This window comes from Paenibacillus zeisoli (assembly GCF_003994465.1).
GTDB lineage: Bacteria > Bacillota > Bacilli > Paenibacillales > Paenibacillaceae > Fontibacillus > Fontibacillus zeisoli.
In genome coordinates this window covers 125583-146317 of sequence record NZ_RZNX01000004.1, presented here as the reverse complement: position 1 = coordinate 146317, position 20735 = coordinate 125583, and the positions used below count along the sequence as shown (strand labels likewise).

Genomic DNA, 20735 nt, shown 5'->3' with positions numbered 1-20735 from the left:
GCGGCCCTCACTACATTTCCTCATTCCTAAGCTGTCCATGATACAGCTTGCTATAGAACCCACCCGCAGCAAGCAGCTTCTCATGTGGTCCCTGTTCAATCAGTCTTCCATCCTTCAGAACCAGGATCTTATCCGCCTGACGGATCGTATTCAGCCTATGTGCAATCACAAAGCTGGTTCTACCCTGCATCAGACGCTGAAGACCTTCCTGAATCTTGATCTCGGTAATCGTATCGATACTGCTCGTAGCTTCATCTAATACAAGAATCGAAGGGCTTGCAAGAATGGCCCGGGCAATAGCTAACAGCTGCTTCTGTCCCTGGCTGATGCCATTTCCGCCTGTCTCCAGCACTCGGTCGTAACCTCCACCCAGCCGCATAATGAAAGCATGAGCATTGGCAAGCTTGGAGGCTTCCTCCACTTCCTCATCTGTTGCATCCAGACGTCCAAAGCGGATATTCTCACGAATGGTCCCCTGGAAGAGAAAAGAGTCCTGCAGTACAAAGGCCATATGCGATCTCAGGCTCTGCCGCTGAATCGTCGTGATGTCACGCCCATCCACTGTGATGAGGCCATCCGAAGGATCGTAGAATCTCGACAGCAGCTGGATTAACGTAGTCTTGCCAGCTCCTGTCGGGCCGACAAGGGCAATCATTTCACCCGGCTTTGCCTCAAAGCTGATGTCCGATAACGTATCTCCATTCTCTTCATAAGAAAAGGCAACATGGGAGAAGCTGACTGCGCCCTCCACATGATCCAGCTTCACAGACGCCCCTTCATCCTTGACCTCGACCTCTTCATCCTTGACCTCGACCTCCTCATCCATAACCTCAAATACCCGTTCTGCTCCGGCAATTGCCGACAGCAGGGTATTCCACTGGTTAGCCAGGTCATTCAAAGGTCTGGTGAACTGCCTAGCATACTCTACGAAGACAATAATGATCCCGATCGTAACTGCACCGCGAATCGCAAGAATCCCTCCGACCCCGGCCACAATGGCAAAACTCAGATTGTTAAGGCTGTTCATCAGCTTCGGGATGAAGCCTGATATGGTCTGAGCCCAGAAGCCCGAGCGGCGGATGGCCTCATTACGTTCTTTGAAGCCCCGGATGACTCTCGGTTCCTGCGAGAATGCCTTAATGATCCGCTGTCCGGACAACGTCTCCTCAATGTATCCGTTCAGCTCCCCGAGATTGTTCTGCCGCTGCTTGTACAGCGGACCTGTACGCCGGGTAATCCAGCGCATACCGAGGATCATGAGCGGCACGACCAGAAAGGTCAGCAGCGTTAGCAGCGGACTAAGATACAGCATAACGCCAAGCGTACCTACCAAAGTCAGAATACTTGAGAAGATCTGAATCGCGGAGCTGTTCAGTGTGGAGCTGACGTTCTCCATATCGTTAGTCAGACGGCTCATGATCTCGCCCTGCTGTCTTTTTCCAAAGAAGGGAATGGGCAGCTGGTGAAGATGGGTGAACAGATCCATGCGCATCCGGTATACCGTTTCTTGAGAAATTTCGATCATCCAGATGTTCTGTAGCCAGGAGGTTACGGAATACAGCACATATACAAGGCCCAGTCCGGCCAGGAATAGACCGAAGTGAGCCCGGCTGCTCTGCAGATAGTCATCCACGGCTTTCCCAATCATGTAGGGGCCCAGAAGAGCAAGCCCGGAGCTTAGAACCACCATGAACAGAACCAGGATGAGCTTCGCCTTGCGGCGAGCAAGGTAAGTCCAGATCCTTCCCACCGTGCCCGATACGTTCTTGGCTTTTGCCTTTGGCTTCCTCCCTCCGCCTCCCTTACGCAGTTCAATCTCGGGAAAAGGATGCTGAAACGGTTCAGTTAAGGCTTTGAACATGCTGTGATCCCTCCCCATACTGAGATTCAAAGATCTGCCGGTACAATAGCGACGTCTGCATCAAGTCTTCATGCTTGCCACTAGCAGCAAGCCGGCCTTCATCCAGAAGCAGAATCAGATCAGCTGACCTTGTTGAGCTGATCTTCTGAGTGATCAGGAATGTCGTACAGGACAAGTCCCTCAATTCTTCCAGGAGGGCAGCTTCTGTAGCCACATCCAGCGCACTTGTGCTGTCATCCAGAATCAGAATCGAAGGTTGTCTGACGAGTGCCCTGGCAATGGACAGCCGCTGCTTCTGTCCCCCTGACAGATTGACTCCCCGCTGGCCGAGCTTCGTATCATAGCCTTCAGGCAGCTGATCAATCGTCTCATGAATCTGGGCCTGTCTGGCTGCGGTCTCAATCTGCCTATAAGAAGCATTCTCTTGGCCCCAAGCGATATTATCCCTGATCGAGCCTGTGAACAGCATGACCTCCTGCGGAACATAACCGATGGATGCCCGTAAGCGGGAATGGGAGATGTCTCGGGTATCTACCCCATCGATATGGATCTCCCCCTGTGTAGGCTCATGCAGCCTGGGAATGAGCTGAATGAGTGAGGATTTGCCGGAACCCGTCGCTCCGAGAATAGCCACCCGCTGACCCGCTTCCACCTTGAAGTTGATCCCATCCAGCACCGTAATGTCACTGCCGGGGTAACGGAAACCTACATTACGGAATTCCACCTGTCCTCGAATAGGCTCCACCAATTCACTGGATTTCCCAGCTGCGTTCACCGAGTCAGGAAGAGGATCTTCGGCATGATCTTCTGTGTTCATCACTTCCTGGATCCGCCCAGCCGAAGCGATAGCCCGGGAATAGTTCATAAGTATCCAAGACAGCGCCGAGAGTGCGCCGATAATTCTTAAGGAGTAATTGGCAACCGCCACGACCTGGCCGACAGTGGCATCCCCTGCGGCGATATCTATTCGGCCGAACCAGAGTACGGCAATGATGGCACAGTTAACTAGCAGTAGGATGTATGGCACCGTAGACTCCATGAGTCTGAGCGACCTCACGGTCTCCTTCATCAGCGCAAGGCTGAACTTTGCGAACCGTTCAATTTCATGCCCTACTCGGACGAATACCCGGATTAGCCGAATTCCCGTCAGATTCTCCTGAATGACTTCATTCACCTTATCCAGCCGCCTTTGGACTCTGCCGAAGTTGGAAGTCGCTATCTTCATCATCCACACTACAAAGACAATTAGAAAGGGAATGGTCAGAACAAGCAGCAGGCCGAGCTTGACATCTACAATAAGCGCCATCAGGATACTGCCGAATACAACAAGCGGTACCCGGGTTGCGAACCGCAGACTCATGAAGATCATATCCTGCAGCTGTGTAACATCTCCGGTCAGCCGGGTAATCAGCGAAGAAGATTCGAATCGGCTAAATACTGAATAGGTAAAAGATTGCACTTTATCATACAGCTTGTCCCGCAGATCGAACGCGAAGCTCTGGCTCGCATGGGAAGCGAAGAAGGAACTGGAGATACCCGCGATAAAAGCGATAACCGAGCTTCCAAGAAGCACACCACCCCACAGCCATACGACAGACAGATCTTTTACACGTATTCCGTTATCAATGATTTTGGAGATCAGATACGGCTGCATCAGCTCCACGGACAGCTCAACCAGCATCATTAGCAGAGCGGTAATTGAGGCGGCCCGGTATTTTCTCAGAAAAGACAAAACCATCCCCATAGGTGTATTCCTCCAAGGCCCTGGAAGGCATTTAGTTGGTTCCTTTGTGCACCTCGTTCACTCCATACAATGTACCAATCTCCTCAAAAGTAGACACGATATAATGAGGCGTATGATCCGACTCCGGCTTCGCCCCCCGGTGATTGAACCAGATGGAGGTCCAGCCTGCGCCAAGACTGCCTACCACATCATTGCGCCAGGAGTCTCCAATATAATGACAGTCAGCCGCAAGCGTTCCCGTGCTTGCATTGACATGAGTGAACAGACGCGGATCCGGCTTGGCAATTCCCACAGCACCGGAGACGAAGATGTGACTTAGAGGCACCAGCTTCTCCATCTCCATCGCCAGAATTTTACTCATTTGATGTTCCTTAGGGCCATTGGTGATCAATCCGACTACATAACCGGCCTCACTCAACCTGCGAATAAGCGTTACCGCGCCCTCGAACGGTCTGATCTCGAACTGTCCCCGCAAATAGGCAGCCTGCAGCCGGCCAGCCTGTTCCTCCGTCACGTGGACTCCAAGCTCAGCAAGGCTCAGTATGAATCTTCTTGTGCGCATACGCTCCATTTTGGACTTGTCCGGAACCGCAGATAATCCTTCCTCGTCAGAAAGAAGATCGCTATAATAGCGGAATAAATAGTAGGCCCGCTCATACGGAAAATCCTCCGGCAATCCGAGAACCTCCATCAAGGCACTGCGCAGCGGGGATAAATGATCGTAGAGCGTGTCATCCACATCGAAAAATACAGCTTTGTTATTCATAAGTTACACCTCATGTACCTCTCCATTTAAATATTGAAATATATTAATATAAATTTGATTTTAATACTTCACGGGATGTTTATCAAAGAAATACAAAAACTTGATTTGCAGAAATATTTTAGTACAATGGTTTTATGACTATTCAAAAAACTTTAGATAACGAACACCGAGTCAAAATGTTTCAAGCCTTAGCTGACGAGACAAGATTGGAAATCATTCGAGTTCTATACGCCAATAAGAAGGAGATGAATTGCGGGGAAGTTGGGGACATTTGCAATACTTCGAAGTCGAACACTTCATATCATTTGCGTGCTTTAAGGGAGGCGAAATTGATCAGGGTACGAAAAGAAGCGCAGTCGAAATATACGAGTATCGATTTGGAGACGTTTGAAGCTTATTTACCGGGATTTCTTGATACGTTGTAGAAAGAAATTCTTTTTTTCATCATTAGTTCAAAAGTTATTGTACTACGAAACTAAGGTGGATAGGAGAGAATGGATACTATGGTTAAGTTAATTGCCTTGCTCTTTCTTATTATGTTTGTTATTGGTACGGATACATTTTTGATTTCTCCGCTCATCCCTACTCTTCAGGGGTTATTTCATATCCCAACCGAGTATACCGGTTGGTTGGTCGGGGCATACGCGCTCGGATATGCCCTATTTGCTTTGGTAGCCGGACCGCTGTCGGATGGATTGGATCGCAAAAAAGTCATGTTATACGGCATGATCGGCTTCTCGGCTTCAACCCTACTATGCGGCTTCGCGACAGGATTCTGGACGATGTTCCTATTCCGTTTCTTAGCGGGAGTCAGCGCAGCATTCACAGCCCCCCAGGTCTGGGCTTCTATTCCTGCACTATTTCCTGCGGCAAAGATCGCCAAAGTGTCCGGGATCGTCATGGCCGGCCTGGCTTCTTCCCAGGCTTTCGGTATCCCGATTGGAGGCTTGCTTGCGGCAGCCCATTGGTCTTATCCTTTTATTACAATTGGTGCTTGCTCGCTGCTCGTGGCTGTATTCATCTTCTATGCTTTGCCCGAGTTGAAGCCCGAACAAGACCTGACAGTCAGGCTTTCGCTGCTCCAAAGATACGTCCCGCTGCTCAAGAGCCGGGTCGCAAGAAGAGCTTTTCTAGCTCACTTTTTATTTCAATGTGGATTTTTTGCCGCCTTTTCTTTCATCGGGAAATGGATGGCGGACCGCTTTCACCTATCGGTTGATCAGGTAGGGTTCGTAATATTGGTTCTGGGCCTTGGAAATATCGTGGGGAGCTTCAGCGGGGCTTATGTGATCAAGAAGTTGAATCGTTTCAATGCGATGGTTGTGGGCATTCTCGTCTCTATTGCAGCTTTTGTAACGCTGCCTCACCTTTCCTCGGTTGCGGCTTTCGAAGGAGTATACTTTTTCATATTTATGACGATGGGTATTGTCTTTCCGCTCATCATAGGCATGCTGAATTCATTGAATCCGGCAATTCGGGGAACGATCGCAAGCTTGGCCAATTCGATCATGTACGCGGCGACAACACTCGGCTCATGGTTCGCAGGCTTGATCTATGCGGCATTTAACGGTTTCTCCGCCGTAGGGCTGTTTGCAGCAGTTTGCTTTGTCGGTTCGCTGTTCTCTTTTATACGAAGTGGTATTTTGACTAATGACGCTGGGGCGAAAAAGGACCATGCAGCATAGCTGCATAACAAGAAAAGGCGCCACACTTATGAGAGCCGTGGCGCCATTGATATTTGTCAGGTCTTGATTTTATTCAAACGGATATTTGAAGCCCCACTGCGCGCGTACTTCATCAAGAAGCTTCATAATGCCGAGAGATTCGTCCAGAGAGATTACCGGACTTTCCAGCTGGCCTTCACGAAGATACTGCCCCACCGCCTCGGCTTCGTAATTGTAACCTGCCGACTGACGATTATCGGTGAACACTTCCGCTTCTTCCTCGCCTACATGCAGAGCAGCTGTCTTCGCATTCAGGAAGGAAGGGATGCGAATGTAACCTTCAGTTCCGTAAATATAGGCGTCATTCGTCATTCCGAGTGAGATGGCGCCGCTTAGCAAGGCGGACTTGCCGGAGCCATAATCCAGCAGGATCGAGAATTGCTCATCGACTCCCGTAGTGCCCATACGGCTTGTACTGGAGATCCCCTTCGGCGCGGCTCCAAAGATCATGGAGGCAAAGGAGACGGGATAGATCCCGGTGTCGAGCAGAGCGCCTCCGCCCAGATCCGGATTCAGCAGACGATGCTCTGGATTCCAGTCCATTTTGAAGCCGAACTCGGCCTTCACCAGCTGCACTTCGCCGATTCTTCCTTTCCGGATCCATTCTCTTACTTTGACGATTGAGGGAAGGAACCGGGTCCACATGGCCTCCATCAGGAACAGCTTCTTCTCCCGGGCAAGCTTAATCATCTCTTCAAGCTCAGCGCTATTCACGGTAAAAGGCTTCTCACACAGCACAGCCTTCCCGGCCAACAGGCTGGTCAATGTATTATCTTTGTGAAAAGGATGCGGTGTTGCCACATAGATGACATCCACGTCCGCATCTGCTGCGAGTTCCTCATAGCTTCCATAGGCGCGGGCTGCGCCGTGCGCATCAGCAAACTGGGAAGCGCTTTCGAGTGAGCGTGAGCCTACAGCCAGACACTCGGCATTCTCCACATACGCCAGATCGTCTGCAAACTGCTGGGCGATCCATCCTGTACCGAGAATGCCCCATTTTACTACTGACTTCTTGTTGTCTCCCAAGACTTTAAGCCTCCCATCAATTCCGTTGTCCCGATTAGTCTAACACGTTCTTCTACTCAATTCATTTTTTGCGAATCTTGTATTGCACCGTAAGCTTCTTCACAGAACGGTTGCCTGCCAGGTCCACGGCCGTTATCTCAAAGTTATTCTTCCCTTCTGCCAAGGTAAAAGCTTTGGTGAATATACCATTTACCACTGCGATCTGTTCGGGTCCTCCGCCGTTGAAATTGACCGTAACCTCTCCGTTCTCCAAGTCCTCGTTTACCTTGCCGCTCAGAACATAAGTCTCCTCATGAACAAGTCCGCTCTTGCTGATCATATCTATCTTCGGCGGTTTGTTATCCTTCTCAGTAGACTTCCCGGAAGGATTCCCGATTACAATACCAAGTCCGTTCGTGCCTACATATACCCGTCCATATACCCTCGGATCCCCGGTAATCGTGACATTCGCAGCCCCAAATTGATGCTGATCGTCATTGATCCGAATCCAACTCTGACCAAAGTCATCGGATCGGTAGATTCCAAATTTATTATTGATACTCGCATAAGAATATAGAGCCATAGTCTTCTTGCCTGGTGCTGCCTTGCCAAAACCAATCGTAGCGGCTTCTTGTACTTGATCCAGCCTCTTAAAGCTGGTTCCTGAATCGACCGAGTGCCATAATCCAAATACACCGGTGCTATTCTTGTTGTCTCCTGCAGCAGCAATCCAGATATCTCCCTCTACGCCAGGCATGGCTTTGAAATTGCTCGTAAGCTGGGTTGGCAGCCCGGCTGCTTGAGTTACTCTAAAGTTCGCCCCACCATCTGTACTGAGATAGAATTTCCCATCTGCTATCCCGTAAAATTTAGCTGGATTCACCCGGTCGGAAGAGACTCTTGCTCCGTTCGGAATTCCCGCGGAAGCCATCCAGGTAGCTCCCCTATCTTTCGAATAACTAACAGGACGTGGAGCTTTGTCATAGGAAGGACTCCAGACCAGCGATGAACCATCGGCAGCTACAGCCACATGCCCGCCGCCAGTCTCATCCTCCTTCGCCGCAGGCCAGGCATTGGCCGCCGGCTTCCAGGTCCTGCCGTTGTCAGTGGATGTGCCCATTCGCGGCGCCTCACCGCTCGCATTGCCTACACGAACCACAATATCCGGATTCAGCTCCGCATAATCAATGTCCGTGCTGGTACCCAGAGTCGGATTCGTGATCATGCTCGGAGCCTTAGTCAGATCCTCATGACGGAAGCCGCCAATATCGCCCATGGCACTGAGCAGGGGCGCTCCGGATGGAGGACTGATCAACCCTAAGATAGCCGTCTCTTCAATCCCTTCAGCCATCACAGAGATGTTCACGTTCTGCCCCTTGTCCAGTTCACTCACATTGTTCGAGCCATACAAGGTTGCGCCTGTTCCATACATGATGCGGTCTGAATTGAACGGATCGATCTCCAGATCCCCGATCATCCAGCCGAGCTTCGGATTCTGCTCAGGAAGGTTCTTCTTCTCTCCCCAATCCAGCCATGGCGCAGCCGAATAGTCGATCGTATAGTTATTCTGTCTTGATGGATCCTTCGAGTAATCCAGTGTCCAGAATGATTTCCAAGTCTGACCCCCGTCAGTGCTGCGGTAAATGAACTCGTCCGGCCACCATTTGTTCATGGTTGCGACCATAAGGGTATCCGGATGCTGGGCGTCTACGGCCAATCCGCCATAAGGGCTGTCGGTTGCCCCGGCCCCGGTTGGGCTGATGTCTGTCCATTTGCCAGTAGTCGTATTATATTTCCAGACAGATCCCTCACCGCCGTTATAGGGACCAACCTCCTTCGTATAAGTTACATACAAATTGCCATTGCTCGACAAAACGCCGTGATGCGGCAGGAATCCCTGCTCCGGCTGACCCGGCAGCACTTCCCAGGTCTTCCCGCCGTCCATACTTCGGTAAATGCTATGCTCGGTATCCGCTACTCCGACGTAGATCGTCTGTGTATTGTTCCCCCGGCTTCCCGTAGACGGATCAAAAGTCACCCAGACCACGCCGACCTGGTCGTTATAATAATCCTTCACATTGCCCACAGCCGTGAAGCTGGCTACTTTGTTCCAAGTAGCCCCGTAATCAGTACTGCGCCAAAGCCCATTGCCGCTTCGGGTCCCCAGATAAATCACACGGTTATTGTTCGGATCAACCGCCAAGCGTTCACCCATCGAGCGGCCGGGCATATTTCCACCCAATTTGAAGGGCAGTTCCGTTCGCTTCCAGGTATTTCCCCTGTCTGTGGAGCGAAGCAGGACACCGTTCATATCTGTCCAGTCGTTCGTATATGTCCCGGATGCCACGTACAGCCGGTTCGGATCGACCGGATCTGTGGCGAGACTCTCTACCCCAAGCATGTTCCACTCTTTGAAGCTGACCGAATCCAGCAGCTGAACCCAGGAACCGGTCGCCGGATTCCAGCGATAGGCGCCGCCCATATCTGTCCGGGCGTAGATCAGATCCTTCTCCTTCGTATTGTAGACAATCCCTGGAATGAATCCTCCTCCCACCACCTTGGCACGTCCCCAGTCATAGGCTTGGCTCTTAACCGCCGGCTGACTTTCCTTGGCCTGAGCGTCGGATGGGGATCCCCCCATAATAGGCAGAGCTACGGCAGCGGTGATAGCGAGACTAAGCACTTTCTTGAACATAAATTCCCTCCTGTTCTGGATTGATCTATTGTAAGCGCTTCCCAAAGTTGCTGTTTAACATTCTAATGGGCTCCTCCCCATGAGAACACCCTAAGAATTGGTGCAATTTTCATGTGAAAATTGGAGATGGCGGCCTAATTCAAATTTCTCTTAAACCAAGTCTCCAGCATTCTCCACAATTTAGCACTAAAAACCGTTGATTCTATGCCTAAACGACTGTTATTATGCACTTAGACTATTTGGTAAAAATTACAATATTAGGAGAGATGTTATGGAGGAGTGGACCGAAGGAAGAACGTTTCATCCCGGCTATAGAATGGGATTACTCTGCCGAAGAGAGGGGATCATGCCCAAAGAGACTCGAAAGCTCCCATCCACATTTAAATATGCATTGATTCTGATCGAAGAAGGACATGGAATGATTGAGATTGGGACACAGGTCTATCCTATCCTTTCCCCTGGCGTATATTGTTGTCAGCCCCAGGAGCAGATTTCTCTTACCGCCAGTATGCCTCTTTCCTCTTACATATTGTCCTTTACTCCCAGCGTATTGAATGAAAGACTCGGAAATCTGGATGCCCCGGAAGAAGAAGGGCATGGATTTACAGTCACGGATTCTCAAGACTTGTGGCTGCTTGAACCTTTCACAGAACGTAAAGATGGCTACTGCGGATGTATTCCGCTGGATCCCTCAGCAGCCAAGCACGTAGCAGAGCTTCTTGAAGAGATGAGTACCAACCTGCAAGAGCAGATGGATTACTACTGGCCCTGCCGCAGCCGGTCTTATCTGATGGAGTTGTTGTTTCTCATCCGAAGATCTTATCAGAGAGCCGTCTTTACCCCGGCCGCAGTTCCCCATAATGTTCCTGACACGGTGAAGCCCGTCCTGGAATATCTGCATACCCACTATAGAGAGAAGATCAAGCTGGAGGATTTGACTTCAGTGTTTCACCTTAACAAGACCACGCTCGGGGAACAATTCAAAAGATCCACCGGCCTTTCGTTGATCGCCTATGTGAACAAGCTCCGAATGACAATGGCAGACTCCATGCTTCGCAATACGCTTCTGCCGACTACAGAGATTATGGAAAGAATCGGATTCCGTGATGATGCCCATTTCATCCGTCATTTCCGCAAATACTCCGGATATTCGCCAGCAGAATACAGGAATAAATACTGCTGGATGCTTAAAGGCCATAGCTGAGACCTATGATTCTGCCACAACTGCCGATTTGCAGGAAGAACCTGCCGATTCTCAGTACACAGCCCGGTATGCCGCCTGCTAGACTCTGGATAAGCCTTACTAATCCATTAAGAAAGCGGGAGATTTGGGTATGAAAATGATTAAAGGTCTAATCCTGGCGCTAATGATCGCTCTGCTTGTAGAGCCCCTTGCGGTGGCTTCAGCAGCCAAGGAACGTTCCACTTCCTCAACTATGAAAGTGAACTTCTACAGCAATTCGCTCCAGAAAAATATGCACCTTAACGTCTACCTGCCTCCGAATTATGAGGCTCACAGCAAGTATCCGGTACTCTATGTGCTTCATTCTTACAAGCTGAACGAGGACCATTGGTGGAACAGCCTTAAGATCACGGAGAAGGCGGATGAACTGATTGCCAGCGGCAAGATCGAACCCTTGATTATCGTTGCTCCAATGATTGATAACAGCTTTGGCGTGAACTCGGCGGAGCAGACCGGTACCGTGCCCGAGAGCGGCAAGCCCGAAGATGAGGGTGTTCTCTACAAAGGTAAATATGAGGATTACGTTACTAAGGATGTAGTCCATTACATCGACACTCATTTCAAAACGAACAAGTCCCGCAGCAGCCGTTACCTGGGCGGAACCTCCATGGGCGGATTCGCAGCCCTGCACATTGGATTCTCTCATCCTGAATTGTATGGCAAGGTAGGCGGTCATTCCCCGGCCCTGTTCGTAGGACCGATGTGGGATGTGCTGGAGAAAGTCATCTATCCGACTGAAGCTGCCCGCAAGCTGAACGATCCTATTCTTCTTGCCGGAACCCAGAAGCTGAACAAGCAGCGGATCTACCTGGACATGGGGGATAAGGATGATTTCCTCGGCGCCTTGAAGACGCTGGATCAGGTACTGGCCAAGCGTCAGACCAAATCTTACGAGCTGCATGTGAATCCGGGCGGGAAGCATGATGATGCCTACTGGAGCAGCCAAATGGAGAACTACCTGCTGTTCTATGCGGGGATTGATCAAGACTAATCTGCAAAAACGGCCTCGTCCTTAACCTAAAGGACTGAGGCCGTTCTATATGACCAGCTGATGAATTAGCGGCTTTTAACCAGCAGCTCAATCGCTTCCTGGACCATTTTGCCCGAGTCGCCACCGGATTCCTGCTCATCCAGGATACATTGCTGCAGATTCTCAGCTACGATCTGAGCCAGAGCCTTGTCCGCTGCATTACGAATCGCAGACAATTGGCTGACGACCTCCTTGCACGATTTCTCCTCTTCCATCAGCCGTAGAACGCCGCGCACTTGGCCTTCGATCCGGCGAAGCCGCTTCTTAATATCATCATGATAGACATAACTCATCATTATACTGCTCCTTTCAAGCATATACCTATACAGGTATTATACCAAGAGGGCCCTTTTAGACAAACACATTGAGGCATGACCTATGCGGTATCTCCAAGATAAGCTGGCACGACTATGCTTGGCATACGTCAACTCTAAGTTAATCAGGCCATTCTCTCGTACGAGCGGATCACTTCGCGTGCGGAATCAGGAATCGGGGTGCTCTTGCCGGTCTTCGTATCCATCAGGACAATCGCACCACGCCCAGCTGCCTTAAGCTCTTCATTCGCTACTAAAGCATATTCGATATCCATAGAAGAACGGCCGATCCTCGCTACTCTTATGTACAGCTTGAGCGGATCTCTTAAATAGATCTGTGCCAGGTACTGGCACTCCAGATCAGCCACCACAGATACTTGTTCATCGCTGAACAGATCGTCCGTTAAGCCCAAATTCTCAAAATATTCAATCCGCCCTTGTTCAAAATACATGAAATAGCTCACATTATTCACATGCCCGAGCAGATCCGTCTCGCAGTAGCGGACCTTAATGGGGATAGAGAACTGAAATTTACTAAGCCAGCTCTGCGGATCAGGCTGGACGAAGGATTCTTTTCGCATATATAAACCTCTCATTCTGAATTGCTACCTATCCATTACCGTGAACATCCCCGTCATACCCGGCGAGTAGTCCCTGAACCCGTGCTTCTCATAGAACTTCTCCTTGCCTTCCGAAGCGAATAGTCCTATAAAAGCTGCTCCACTAGGATGCGTCGATGTCCTAATGAAAGTGAGAAGCTGCTCCAGAATACGGCTGCCCACCCCCGACGCCTGATGTTCCGGAAGAACAGCAACATCCTGGATGTAGAAGTACATCGCCCCATCACCAACAATCCGGCCCATTCCAACCGTGACGCCCTTGTGAACGGCAACTACGCCATACACCGAGGCTGCTATAGAGGCCTTCGTCATCCCGGTATCCACATCTCCCCAGCCTACGGATTCCCATAGGAATTGATGCTCGGCTACGGTTGGCAATCTTTCTATAATCTCATATTCATCCATTGTCATATGGGTTGACCACCTTTAATTAAATTGAAGGGTGGCTGTATCTTCTGAGACAACCACCATGGTTATTTGCCGCTTGGGTTAGTCAGCTCCATGTCGTTCATCTCCTCTCATTTATTCATTGAATATCATAGTACGGAATCTATAATTTGGATAGATGGACAGCTTGATTGTTAGAAAGTAGATAGGTAGCCGAATCAATATCCAATTGTGCTCTGTGCGACGCTCTCCGTGCAACGCTCCACGAACGGAAGGTTGCTCCCCTCGCTGTTGTTTCCAGATTTAATGAAATAGTGCCACTCAAGTTCATAAGTTATAAGGTAGCATGAACAACCTCACCTATTTCAACTATAAGACATAAAAAGCCCAAGCCTACAACGGCTTGAGCTTATAAATAAGTTGCACTTATGCTGCCCTGCGATTACTTCACAGGAATATATTCATCCTTGAAGAGTCCCATCAGGATGTTGTCATAATACTGACCTTCGAAATACAGGTCTTCCCGAATGATCCCCTCTTGAACAAAACCTAACTTCTCGTAAGTCTTAATCGCTCTCTCGTTGAAAGCATACACATTGATGTTGATCTTGCGAAGGTTAAGCGTATTAAACATATACGGAATGATAAGATGTAATGCTTCACTCCCATAACCATGGCTCATATAAGCCTCATTCGTGATCGCAATACGGAAGCTGCCTTTTCTCTCCCGGTGATCTACATCCAGAACGGCGAGGTCGCCGATCACTTTGAAGTCAGACTTCAGGCAAATGAGCAGATCCATTCGGCTGTCATCCAGACTCCATTTCTCAATAGCCTGTTCCAGCTGGTTCTTCGTGAAGAACGAGGTAGTTCCGGTAAGCTTCCGAATCACTGGATTTGACACGGCCTCCAGCAGATAATCCACATCGGTCTCCGCGATCCTGCGGAGGAAAATTCTCCGGCCATCCAAATATTTAAGCGATTTAAGATCTTCAGTCATTAGTCTACTCCTTTCTGTGTGGCAAAAATGTGCATGTGCTGTTTGAGACGGCCCTTTGCCAGCTACAGACTGTAAATCCGGCTGTACTTCTCTTCTAAATAATGGACCAGATAATCCGCCTTCAAATCCTCACCCGTAACTTTACGGATTAATTGCTCCGGTGTGTACAGCTTACCGTACTGATGAACGTTCTCTTTCAGCCAAGCTTGAATAGCCGCAAAGTTACCCGCTTCAATATTGGAGTAGAAATCTGGAAGTTCGCGTACAATCGTGTTCAGCAGCTGCGCTGCGTACAGATTGCCGAGAGAATAAGATGGGAAATAGCCGAATCCGCCAAAGGACCAGTGAACATCCTGCAGTACGCCCTCCGTATCCGTAGCCGGGGTGATGCCCAGATACTCATGCATCTTCTGATTCCAGACCGCGGGCAGGTCCTTGACTTCAATCTCTCCGCCGATAACCGCCTTCTCAATCTCATAACGGATCATAATATGAAGGTTATAGGTCAGCTCATCCGCTTCCACTCGAATCATCGTAGGCTGTACTGTGTTCACGGCTCTGTAGAAATCCTGCTGACTTACGTGTCCCAGCTGCTGCGGGAAGTATTCCTGAATCTTCGGATAGAACAACGTCCAGAACTGCTCGCTGCGGCCGACCATATTCTCCAGGAACCGGGACTGGGACTCATGAATTCCAAAGGATACACCTGTAGACAGGGCCGTTCCTTCAAGCCGCGGATCAATATTTTGCTCATAAATACCGTGCCCAGCTTCATGTATGGTTCCAAATACCGCCGAGCGCACGTTGTTCTCCACGTATCTTGTCGTTAGCCGGACGTCCCCGGTATTCATCGTCTGAGCGAACGGATGAACGGTCTCATCAAGCCGGCCGGCCTGCATATCGAAGCCAATGATAGGCAGGAAGTAAGTATTGAATTTCTTCTGCTGCTCCACATCGTAATCCTGCTCAAAAATCTCTGTAGACGGTTTATTGCCAGACTTCTTAATCTTCTCAAGCAGGGCAACACTCGTCTCTCTTAGCTTGGCGAACAACGGGTCAAGCACGGCCACACTAAGGCCAGGCTCATATTGATGAAGCAGCGCATCATAGGGATGCTGTTCATATCCGTAAATCTCAGCGACTTTTCGGTTATAGTCAACAATCTTCTCCAGATAAGGCTGGAACACGCCGAACTGATTCGTCTCTCTTGCCTCTTCCCAGGCATCGTTCGCCTTAGCGGTAAGGACCACATAGTCGCGGTACATCTCTGCGGGAATCTTCTTGGAGCGGTTGTATTCCTCTGAGCGTTCGCGGATCTGCGCCTGCGTAATTTCGTCCAGCTGTTCATACACGTCTTCTGCGGATAAGATATGTAGAAGTTCACCCATCTCCTCGGAGATGGATAATTTGAATTCCTCTGTTCTGAAGGTGCCGATTGCTTTCGCGAAGATGGCTCTTCCCTTCTTCGGGGCGGTTACCTTCTGATCCCATTCAAGCAGCCCCCCGATCATGACGAAGTGAGCAATCTTCTCTTCCAGAGCTTTATATTGTTCCAATGCCAACTGAATCTTAGGGTCGAGAGTTTGTGATTCCATAAGATAAGCCTCCCATAAGAAAATATGTTTTATTCGCGCCTGAAAAAATCGACTGAATAGTCTATTTTATTTAAGCACATTTTTTTCCTGCTTTCAAACTAAATCCAGCCTCTTTCCACGCAAAAAAGCCTAATCCTGGAAAGTCCGGAATTAGGCTCGTGCACGTTATTTATACTCAACTTAAATAGTCCAGAAACATCTGCTTCATTTGGGTTAGTGCTGCCTTATAAGGATAATCCGGGTCTGTCACCACACAGATGGATGCCCCGTCAATCAGCCCCCAGAATGTATGTGCCAGAATATCTGCATCGAGATCAGCCCGAATCTCTCCTCGGCTTTGTCCATCCGTCACAATATCCCGGATCAGATTAATGAATAAATCCTGTCTCCGCTTCTTCAGAAAGCTGGCAATCTTCTCATCACGGCTGGACTGCAGCCGAAATTCATAATACACCTGAAACAGGGCCCTCTCGGTTTGATCCTCATGATTATTACTGAGGTAGGTATCGAACAGGAATGACACTCTATCTATGGAAGCGGGCAGCTGCTTAAGCTGCTCCTTGACCACCCCTTGAAGGCTGGACGTATTCTCATTCACGGCTTCGAAATAAATCTCATCCTTGGATCTGAAATAATTATAGATTGCCCCTTTACTGAACCCGGATTGCTCCACGATATCATCCATCGTAGCCTGCTGGTAGCCTTTCTTGGCAAAGCAGATCAGTGCGCTGGACAGGATTTCCTGCTTTTTCCGCATTTTATAATCTTCCGACACGACCGGCGCCAAATGCAGCCACCTCCTTCAGGTCTTGAACCGTTCCTTGCGTCTCGAGTTCAAATTTAGCATATATTTCCTGAGTGTACAAACGTGGTATTGCATAACCCCCCTTACATTCTACTTAGATCCCTCTTAGGAACAATACAGCTTATAGACTACGCTTAATTACTGAACAAATTAACTAGAATGACAAATATCTAGCACTCTATCGAATTATTGTGAGTATTATGTATTGCTTCTTAACATAGAGAGGATGAACGATATGGGGATTAGCGAAGATCTTTGCCGACGTCTAGCGCGCATTTTAGGTGGAAAAGGACAGCATGAGAATAACCAATGTTCAATTACAGTTAAACGTAATCTTAATGCGAGAATTTTGGGCAAAAAATATGACACTGAGCACGAAATCGTGATTCAGTCATTAAAGAATGGAAAATCTCTGAATACCGCTGAAATTACCTTGTTACAGAAGGAAGTTCAGTCATTCGTTCGCAAGGCCGTGAAATTACACTTGAAAGTTACAGCTGTACACAATCACTGGCTATTTGATAAACCTAAGCTGATGTATGTACATGTTGAGTCCGTGGAAAATCCAATTGTATTCGCCAGAAAATTAGAGTCCATTCTAAAGTGTCTTAAATAGTACCTGCACAAGAATGGTACTATATGAAGGCGGAAGTAGGGCACAGCGTAAATAAGAACAAACTGGCGCCGGGAGTTCCCCGGACGCCAGTTCTTTTCAATGTCTATTAATATGGCTAACCCTTCACCGATCCCGCGGATATCCCTTCCACGATCCGGTCACTCAGCAGCAGGAACGCGAGCAGAATCGGCAGAATGCTGATCATCAGCGTGGCCCCGATCGCTCCCCAATCGGTTGTATATTGACCGATGAAGTTCTGTACCCCGACGGTTAGCGTCTTGTATACATCTGAGCTGATAAAGGTATTCACGAAGATAAATTCGTTCCAGTTATAGATCATATTAATAATTCCCGTGGTAGCCAGGACGGATGAGGTCATCGGCAGGATGATTCTGAGGAACATCCGGTTGACCGAGCAGCCGTCCATAATCGCAGCCTCCTCGACCTCCTTCGGCAGAGCATAGTAGAAGCCCAGCAGGACCATAATGGTCGTCGGCAGATTAAAGGCCGTGTAAGAGAGAATCAGCGATAAGGGATTATCGATTAAATGCAGCTTCTGGAATGTGCTGAACAGTGGAATCAAGGTGGAATGAACCGGAATCATGAGTCCGACCATGAACAATCCTAGTACAAATGAACGTCCTCTCCACTTCATTCGGGTAACTGCATAAGTTACAAAGCTGGCAAGTAATACCGTCAAAGCTAGAGCACAGGCGGTTATCCACACACTATTGAGGAAATACACTCCGATATTCCCGCTCGTCCATACATTGACATAGTTATCCCAATGCGGATGCAGCGGAATCGAGAACGGGGGCTCGCCCAATACTTCCTGATTGTTCTTCAGTGAGAACAGGATCAGCCACACCAGCGGCAGAATCTGCAGCACCGCTACAAGCATAAGCACGAGATACATGAGCAGGGTTCCGGTTCTGCGTAAGGTCTGCTGAACAGCACCGGAAGTTCCGAGCGGATATGCAGGCATTGCTTCCGTCTTCACAGATATCCTTCTCCTTTCTTAATGAAATTGAACCGTGTCCTTGGAGGCCGTGGCCTTCCGGATCAGGAACGTCGCAATCAGACAGATCAGGAGCAGGAAAAAGCCGATAGCACTGCCGTAGCCGAAGTCAAAACTGCGAAATGCTTTGTGGTACATGTACGAAGCCATGACTTCACTGGCTCCATTTGGCCCTCCATCCGTCATGACATAGATCAGGTCAAAATATTTCAAGGAGCCGACGATGGATAATACGATGGTTACTTTAATAATTTCCGTGACGAGCGGAAGCTTGATCCGCGTGGCAATCTGCCAGCTGCTGGCCCCGTCTATGCGGGCAGCTTCCATCAGCGATTCCGGGATATTCTTGAGCCCGGCATAATAGATGAGAATGTAGAAGCCCGCATACTGCCATACAATAGGCACGAACAGAGAGAACAATACAATCTTGGGATCGGCTAGCCAGGACGGCGGGTCACTGACTCCGAGTGAGCTAAGAAAGGCATTTAGAACGCCGTTACTCGGATGATAGATTTTGATCCAGAGCTGGGCAATTGCCACGGAGGAGAGCAGCATAGGAATCAAGTAGATTTTGCGCAGAAGGTTAGCTGCCTTGATCTTCCCGGACAGGACCAGGGCAATTCCTAGATAACCGATCAGGCTGAGACCTGAGAACACGGCCAGAAGCAGGGAATGATAGGCACTCTGCCAGAATGCTGAATCCTTGATCAACGCTTGATAGTTATCCAGGCCAATGAAGATCATCGGACTGATTCCATCCCATTTATTAAGACCATAGTAGCCGGTCAGAATGATAGGAATATAGACAATCCCGAGGAGAAGCAGCAGCGATGGCACCACATACAGGGCAATCACCCGCTTGTTCGATATCACTTTATCCATTAGGCATTCACTTCTTTCATACTGGACTCGGCCTGAGCAAGGACGGGCTATTTGCCCGCCTGCACCGCCTCTTGATGCTTCTTCGCGAACTCTTCAGGAGTGACTGCTTTGCCGAACAAGGCCTGAATCATGTCCAAATGTGTCTGGGCAGCATCGGGCTTCAGCTGTACATCTGCGAATAAAGTGATATTGCTTGCTTTGTTCAGCTCCCCAAGCAGATCGACATACATCTGAGGCAGCTTCATATTGGCCGTGTCCACCTTAGTGGCCGGGATAACGCCTGCATCCTTCACGGACTGCTCACCCCATTTGGCAACGAAGTATTCTACGAACTTCTTGGCTTCCTCTTTGACCTTGGAATTCTCGGCTACGAATAAGCCTACTCCAGGTCCGCCAACCCAGCTGTCCACGTTCCCTTTGCCGCCATCCACAGTCGGAAATTTGAAGAAGCCTACTTTATCCTTGAAATCCTGAGGAATATCCGGGTTCGTCGTGAAGTTCGGAATCTCCCATGTTCCCATCAGGTACATGGCGGCTTTCCCATTCATGAATTCAGACTTACCTTCGTCGTTGGAGAGCCCGTTAAAGCCTTTGTTAAAAGCATTCATACCGACCAGATTCTGCACTTCGGTAGCTGCCTGAATCAGACCTGGATCTTCAAAGCTGCCTGATCCATCCATCGCTTTCTTTAGCGTCTCGCTGCCAGCGATCCGGTCAGCCAGATACATATACCACAAGGAGCCGGTCCATCTGTCCTTGTTGCCAAGCGCAATCGGTTCAACTCCGGCTTTGGCCAGGGTATCTACCGCTTGCTTGAATTGTTCGTAGGTAGTAGGAACCTGCAGATTATTTTTCGCAAATATTTCTTTGTTGTAATAGATTGGCGTAATATTCAGTTCAATCGGAAGCGCATAGGTCTTGCCATTAATGGCGTAGGCTTCGGCAGTACCCGGTACGAATTTATCCTTGAGCTGGCCTCCGCCCAAGATGTCATCCAATGGAGCGAACAGGTTCCCTTTTACATAAGGTTCCAGGAATCCTGCGGCCCACGTAATTCCGACATCTGGCAGCTCATTGGAGGCCGACAAAACTTTGAGTTTGTTCTTATACTGTTCATTCTCCATGATCTCCGTCTTGATGGTGACATTCGGATGATCCTTCTGGTATTGATCAATGATCTGGGTCACGAGCTTATTCTGCTGAGCGGAGCTACCCGCCGGCCATAGATGCATCATCTTCAGGGTAACCTGCTTGTCCCCAGCCCCATTTGCGCCTGAGCTTGCATTGGAACCAGCGTCCGCAGTCCCGTTATTCGCTTTGGAACCTCCTCCGCAGCCCGATAGGAGCAGCATCATGGTTAAGGCCAGAAGCAGGCTGGACATCGTCATCTTTTTGAACATGAATAGACCTCCTCATTGATTATCGCCGTG

Annotated in this window: 19 protein-coding genes; 5 read left to right on the top strand and 14 right to left on the bottom strand. The window is 49.3% G+C overall.

All coding sequences use genetic code 11. The features are described from left to right. Positions 1 to 10 precede the first annotated feature (10 nt). Genes EJP77_RS12025 through EJP77_RS12015 form a run of 3 tightly spaced genes read right to left on the bottom strand, consistent with a single transcriptional unit; the run spans position 11 to position 4371 of the window. Positions 11 to 1861 (bottom strand): ABC transporter ATP-binding protein, encoded by a 1851-nt coding sequence (locus EJP77_RS12025; protein ID WP_127199482.1) that lies wholly within the window; start codon positions 1859 to 1861, stop codon positions 11 to 13. After that, positions 1842 to 3605, bottom strand: coding sequence for an ABC transporter ATP-binding protein (locus EJP77_RS12020; RefSeq protein ID WP_127199481.1), 1764 nt, complete (start codon positions 3603 to 3605; stop codon positions 1842 to 1844). The genes EJP77_RS12025 and EJP77_RS12020 overlap by 20 nt, the downstream gene beginning before the upstream one ends. A gap of 31 nt (positions 3606 to 3636) precedes the next feature. Next, positions 3637 to 4371, bottom strand: coding sequence for an HAD family hydrolase (locus EJP77_RS12015; protein ID WP_127199480.1), 735 nt, complete (start codon positions 4369 to 4371; stop codon positions 3637 to 3639). Positions 4372 to 4505: 134 nt separating this feature from the next. On the opposite strand from EJP77_RS12015, the gene EJP77_RS12010 reads away from it, so the two are divergent. Both EJP77_RS12010 and EJP77_RS12005 read left to right on the top strand, forming a co-directional pair. Next, positions 4506 to 4796 (top strand): ArsR/SmtB family transcription factor, encoded by a 291-nt coding sequence (locus tag EJP77_RS12010; protein WP_127199479.1) that lies wholly within the window; start codon positions 4506 to 4508, stop codon positions 4794 to 4796. A 78-nt stretch (positions 4797 to 4874) separates the two neighbouring features. Further along, on the top strand, positions 4875 to 6056 hold the full coding sequence (locus tag EJP77_RS12005; protein WP_127199478.1) for an MFS transporter: 1182 nt from the start codon (positions 4875 to 4877) through the stop codon (positions 6054 to 6056). Between the two features lie 69 nt (positions 6057 to 6125). On the opposite strand, the gene EJP77_RS12000 is transcribed toward EJP77_RS12005, so the two are convergent. Continuing rightward, entirely contained in the window at positions 6126 to 7121 is a 996-nt protein-coding gene (locus EJP77_RS12000) for a Gfo/Idh/MocA family protein (protein WP_127199477.1), read from the bottom strand. Between the two features lie 61 nt (positions 7122 to 7182). Beyond that, a complete protein-coding gene (locus tag EJP77_RS11995) occupies positions 7183 to 9795 on the bottom strand; it encodes a xyloglucanase (protein ID WP_127199476.1) in 2613 nt (870 codons plus the stop codon). Positions 9796 to 10066: 271 nt separating this feature from the next. Here EJP77_RS11995 and EJP77_RS11990 point away from each other — a divergent pair, with 271 nt between their 5' ends. Together EJP77_RS11990 and EJP77_RS11985 are read left to right on the top strand one after the other, a co-directional pair. Then, on the top strand, positions 10067 to 10999 hold the full coding sequence (locus EJP77_RS11990) for a helix-turn-helix domain-containing protein (RefSeq protein WP_127199475.1): 933 nt from the start codon (positions 10067 to 10069) through the stop codon (positions 10997 to 10999). 130 nt (positions 11000 to 11129) lie between these two features. Continuing rightward, positions 11130 to 12029, top strand: coding sequence for an alpha/beta hydrolase (locus tag EJP77_RS11985; protein ID WP_127199474.1), 900 nt, complete (start codon positions 11130 to 11132; stop codon positions 12027 to 12029). Positions 12030 to 12094: 65 nt separating this feature from the next. Here the strand turns inward: EJP77_RS11985 and EJP77_RS11980 are convergent, their stop codons facing one another. The 6 genes from EJP77_RS11980 to EJP77_RS11955 form a co-directional block, all read right to left on the bottom strand. Next, positions 12095 to 12361: a metal-sensitive transcriptional regulator gene (locus tag EJP77_RS11980; protein WP_127199627.1), complete on the bottom strand. Its 267-nt coding sequence runs from the start codon at positions 12359 to 12361 to the stop codon at positions 12095 to 12097. 146 nt (positions 12362 to 12507) lie between these two features. After that, entirely contained in the window at positions 12508 to 12963 is a 456-nt protein-coding gene (locus tag EJP77_RS11975; protein ID WP_127199473.1) for an acyl-CoA thioesterase, read from the bottom strand. A gap of 24 nt (positions 12964 to 12987) precedes the next feature. Next, a complete protein-coding gene (locus EJP77_RS11970) occupies positions 12988 to 13413 on the bottom strand; it encodes a GNAT family N-acetyltransferase (protein ID WP_246021876.1) in 426 nt (141 codons plus the stop codon). 418 nt (positions 13414 to 13831) lie between these two features. Then, positions 13832 to 14389 carry a GNAT family N-acetyltransferase gene (locus EJP77_RS11965; protein WP_127199472.1) on the bottom strand — a complete coding sequence of 186 codons (558 nt, stop codon included), beginning with the start codon at positions 14387 to 14389 and terminating at the stop codon, positions 13832 to 13834. Positions 14390 to 14451: 62 nt separating this feature from the next. After that, complete coding sequence (locus EJP77_RS11960; RefSeq protein ID WP_127199471.1) at positions 14452 to 15984, bottom strand: carboxypeptidase M32; 1533 nt, start codon at positions 15982 to 15984, stop codon at positions 14452 to 14454. A gap of 175 nt (positions 15985 to 16159) precedes the next feature. Continuing rightward, a complete protein-coding gene (locus tag EJP77_RS11955; protein WP_127199470.1) occupies positions 16160 to 16771 on the bottom strand; it encodes a TetR/AcrR family transcriptional regulator in 612 nt (203 codons plus the stop codon). 253 nt (positions 16772 to 17024) lie between these two features. Between EJP77_RS11955 and EJP77_RS11950 the strand changes: the two genes are divergently transcribed. Then, positions 17025 to 17405: a DUF1259 domain-containing protein gene (locus tag EJP77_RS11950; RefSeq protein WP_127199469.1), complete on the top strand. Its 381-nt coding sequence runs from the start codon at positions 17025 to 17027 to the stop codon at positions 17403 to 17405. A 115-nt stretch (positions 17406 to 17520) separates the two neighbouring features. Here EJP77_RS11950 and EJP77_RS11945 read toward each other — a convergent pair whose 3' ends face one another. The 3 genes from EJP77_RS11945 to EJP77_RS11935 are packed head-to-tail and all read right to left on the bottom strand — an operon-like array spanning position 17521 to position 20705. Next, on the bottom strand, positions 17521 to 18405 hold the full coding sequence (locus EJP77_RS11945; protein ID WP_246021875.1) for a carbohydrate ABC transporter permease: 885 nt from the start codon (positions 18403 to 18405) through the stop codon (positions 17521 to 17523). 18 nt (positions 18406 to 18423) lie between these two features. Next, positions 18424 to 19305: a carbohydrate ABC transporter permease gene (locus EJP77_RS11940; protein ID WP_127199468.1), complete on the bottom strand. Its 882-nt coding sequence runs from the start codon at positions 19303 to 19305 to the stop codon at positions 18424 to 18426. 47 nt (positions 19306 to 19352) lie between these two features. Then, positions 19353 to 20705 (bottom strand): extracellular solute-binding protein, encoded by a 1353-nt coding sequence (locus EJP77_RS11935; protein ID WP_127199467.1) that lies wholly within the window; start codon positions 20703 to 20705, stop codon positions 19353 to 19355. Between the last annotated feature and the right edge of the window lie 30 nt (positions 20706 to 20735).

Excerpts from the sequence above, each read along its gene's own strand:
- EJP77_RS12025 (WP_127199482.1), bottom strand. The coding sequence starts at position 1,861 with ATGTTCAAAGCCTTAACTGAACCGTTTCAGCATCCTTTTCCCGAGATT.
- EJP77_RS12020 (WP_127199481.1), bottom strand. The coding sequence starts at position 3,605 with ATGGGGATGGTTTTGTCTTTTCTGAGAAAATACCGGGCCGCCTCAATT.
- EJP77_RS12015 (WP_127199480.1), bottom strand. The coding sequence starts at position 4,371 with ATGAATAACAAAGCTGTATTTTTCGATGTGGATGACACGCTCTACGAT.
- EJP77_RS12010 (WP_127199479.1), top strand. The coding sequence starts at position 4,506 with ATGACTATTCAAAAAACTTTAGATAACGAACACCGAGTCAAAATGTTT.
- EJP77_RS12005 (WP_127199478.1), top strand. The coding sequence starts at position 4,875 with ATGGTTAAGTTAATTGCCTTGCTCTTTCTTATTATGTTTGTTATTGGT.
- EJP77_RS11995 (WP_127199476.1), bottom strand. The coding sequence starts at position 9,795 with ATGTTCAAGAAAGTGCTTAGTCTCGCTATCACCGCTGCCGTAGCTCTG.
- EJP77_RS11990 (WP_127199475.1), top strand. The coding sequence starts at position 10,067 with ATGGAGGAGTGGACCGAAGGAAGAACGTTTCATCCCGGCTATAGAATG.
- EJP77_RS11985 (WP_127199474.1), top strand. The coding sequence starts at position 11,130 with ATGAAAATGATTAAAGGTCTAATCCTGGCGCTAATGATCGCTCTGCTT.
- EJP77_RS11980 (WP_127199627.1), bottom strand. The coding sequence starts at position 12,361 with ATGAGTTATGTCTATCATGATGATATTAAGAAGCGGCTTCGCCGGATC.
- EJP77_RS11975 (WP_127199473.1), bottom strand. The coding sequence starts at position 12,963 with ATGCGAAAAGAATCCTTCGTCCAGCCTGATCCGCAGAGCTGGCTTAGT.
- EJP77_RS11970 (WP_246021876.1), bottom strand. The coding sequence starts at position 13,413 with ATGACAATGGATGAATATGAGATTATAGAAAGATTGCCAACCGTAGCC.
- EJP77_RS11965 (WP_127199472.1), bottom strand. The coding sequence starts at position 14,389 with ATGACTGAAGATCTTAAATCGCTTAAATATTTGGATGGCCGGAGAATT.
- EJP77_RS11960 (WP_127199471.1), bottom strand. The coding sequence starts at position 15,984 with ATGGAATCACAAACTCTCGACCCTAAGATTCAGTTGGCATTGGAACAA.
- EJP77_RS11950 (WP_127199469.1), top strand. The coding sequence starts at position 17,025 with ATGGGGATTAGCGAAGATCTTTGCCGACGTCTAGCGCGCATTTTAGGT.
- EJP77_RS11940 (WP_127199468.1), bottom strand. The coding sequence starts at position 19,305 with ATGGATAAAGTGATATCGAACAAGCGGGTGATTGCCCTGTATGTGGTG.
- EJP77_RS11935 (WP_127199467.1), bottom strand. The coding sequence starts at position 20,705 with ATGTTCAAAAAGATGACGATGTCCAGCCTGCTTCTGGCCTTAACCATG.